General features: G+C 72.1%; 2 protein-coding genes. One reads left to right on the top strand and one right to left on the bottom strand.

The window, feature by feature from the left end; all coding sequences use genetic code 11:
- Positions 1–86: 86 nt before the first annotated feature.
- Positions 87–1,070: an aldo/keto reductase gene (locus IEZ17_RS25000; RefSeq protein ID WP_189303731.1), complete on the bottom strand. Its 984-nt coding sequence runs from the start codon at positions 1,068–1,070 to the stop codon at positions 87–89.
- Between the two features lie 139 nt (positions 1,071–1,209).
- Between IEZ17_RS25000 and IEZ17_RS24995 the strand changes: the two genes are divergently transcribed.
- The gene (locus IEZ17_RS24995) at positions 1,210–2,265 is read left to right on the top strand and encodes an LLM class F420-dependent oxidoreductase (RefSeq protein WP_189303729.1); all 1,056 of its coding nucleotides are present in this window, start codon (positions 1,210–1,212) and stop codon (positions 2,263–2,265) included.
- Positions 2,266–2,290: the final 25 nt, after the last annotated feature.

Here is a 2,290-nt window from a genome sequence, read left to right as displayed (position 1 = left end):
GGATCCGGACCGCGATCCGCTGTCCGCCTCGCCGCCGGGCGCGGCCTCCTGCTCGGGCGGGGTGTCGCCGGCGGGGCGGTCGGTACTCACAGCGTGCTCCAGTTGTGGTCGGGATAGTGGTGCACCGGAGCCGATACATCGTCCAGCGCCCGGCGGATCTCGTCAGGAAGACTAAGGGCCTCCACTGACAGTGACGCTCTGAGCTGCGGCGCCGTGCGCGCGCCGAGGATCGGTGCGGTCACTCCGGGGCGGTCGCGGAGCCAGGACAGCGCGACCTGGAGGGGGGTGACGGCAAGGCCGTCGGCGGCGGTGCTGACCGCTTCGACGACCCGGCTCGCGGTCTCGTCCAGATAGGGCGCGACGAACGGCGCGAGGTGTTCCGAGGCGCCGCGGGAGTCGGCCGGGGTCGCGTGCCGGTACTTGCCGGTGAGGACACCGCGGCCGAGGGGGGAGGAGGGGAGCAGGCCGATCCCCAAATCCTGGGCGGCGGGCAGGACTTCGCGTTCGACGCCGCGCTGGAGGAGGGAGTATTCGAGCTGTGCGCTCGCCAGCCGGTTCCGCACCCCCGGAGCCGCGAGCTGCCAGGTGGCGGCCTTGGCGAGCTGCCAGCCGGAGAAGTTCGCCAGGCCGACATAGCGCGCCCGGCCGGTGGCGACGGCGAGGTCGAGGGCCTGGAGGGTCTCCTCTAGCGGTGTGTCCGGGTCGAAGGCGTGCAGCTGCCACAGGTCGACGTAGTCGGTGCCCAGGCGCTCCAGGGAGGCATCGAGGGCGGCGAGGAGATGGCGGCGGGAGCCGTCCACCCGGCGGTCGGGCGCGAGGACGCTGCCGGCCTTGGTCGCGATCACCAGGTCGTGGCGCGGAACCAGTCCTTCCAGCAGCCGGCCGAGGAGGTATTCGGCGCCGCCGTCGGAGTAGATGTCGGCGGTGTCGACCAGGGTCCCGCCGGCCTCCCAGAACGACTTGAGCTGGCCGGCGGCTTCCTGCTCGTCCGTGTCGCGTGCCCAGTTCAGGGTGCCGAGCCCCAGACGGGACACGCGAAGGCCCGTACGGCCGAGGTGCCTTTGCTCCATGGGCCCTGAGGTTACGCGCCGCCTGCCGCGATCAGGGGACCTGTGGACAACCCGCCGGACGGTCCTCCGGTGACGCCTGCCGCACGCGCGCGCTAGAGTCCCCGGAACAACGACGTTACTGATGGGTAAGGGGTGCGGCATGAGGCTTGGCATCAACCTCGGCTACTGGGGCGCCGGAATGGACTCCGACAATCTCGCGGTGGCTCAGGAGGCCGATCGCCTCGGATACGCGGTCTGCTGGGCGGCCGAGGCGTACGGCTCCGACGCCCCCACGGTGCTCTCCTGGGTGGCCGCGCAGACCGAGCGCATCGACGTCGGCTCGGCGATCTTCCAGATCCCGGCCCGTACGCCCGCGATGACCGCGATGACCGCGGCGACCCTGGACTCGCTCTCCGGCGGCCGGTTCCGGCTGGGCCTGGGCGTCTCGGGGCCGCAGGTCTCCGAGGGCTGGTACGGCGTGAAGTTCGACAAGCCGCTGGCGCGCACCCGCGAGTACGTGGAGATCGTCCGCAAGGCGATGGCCCGCGAGCGGCTGTCCTACGAGGGCGCGCACTGGACGCTGCCGCTGCCCGGCGGCCCCGGCAAGCCGCTGAAGCTCACCGTGCACCCGGAGCGCGAGCACATCCCGCTCTACATCGCGGCGATCGGCCCGAAGAACCTGCGGCAGACCGGCGAGATCGCCGACGGCGCGCTGCTCATCTTCCCCTCCGCCGACCACCTGGAGGAGACCGCCGTCTCCCACATTCGGGCGGGGCGGGAAGCGGCCGGCAAGACCATGGACGGGTTCGACGTCTGTCCGACGCTGCCGCTGTCGCTGGGCGAGGACAAGGACGTCAGCACGCTGGCGGACGCGTTCCGCCCGTACACCGCGCTCTACGTCGGCGGCATGGGCAGCCGCAAGCAGAACTTCTATAACCAGCTGGCGCAGCGGATGGGCTACGAGAAGGAAGCCGCCGAGATCCAGGACAAGTACCTGTCCGGGGACAAGGCCGGCGCCGCCGCGGCGATCCCTGAGCGGCTGATCGACCAGACCACGCTGCTCGGCTCCGTCGAGCGGATCGCGGAGCGGATGCAGGCGTACGCCGCGGCCGGGGTGACCACGCTGACGCTGGCACCGGCCGGCTTCACGCTGGACGAGCGGGTGGCGTCCCTGCGGGCGGGCGTCGAGGCGCTGGAGCGGGCCGGGCTGGCGTAACGGCCGGGGAAACCGGCGGAGGCCC

The organism is Streptomyces albospinus (assembly GCF_014648695.1).
Classification (GTDB): Bacteria; Actinomycetota; Actinomycetes; order Streptomycetales; family Streptomycetaceae; genus Streptomyces; species Streptomyces albospinus.
Note: the sequence above shows the minus strand (reverse complement) of the source record. Positions and strands in the feature narration are given on the sequence as shown.

Excerpts from the sequence above, each read along its gene's own strand:
- IEZ17_RS25000 (WP_189303731.1), bottom strand. The coding sequence starts at position 1,070 with ATGGAGCAAAGGCACCTCGGCCGTACGGGCCTTCGCGTGTCCCGTCTG.
- IEZ17_RS24995 (WP_189303729.1), top strand. The coding sequence starts at position 1,210 with ATGAGGCTTGGCATCAACCTCGGCTACTGGGGCGCCGGAATGGACTCC.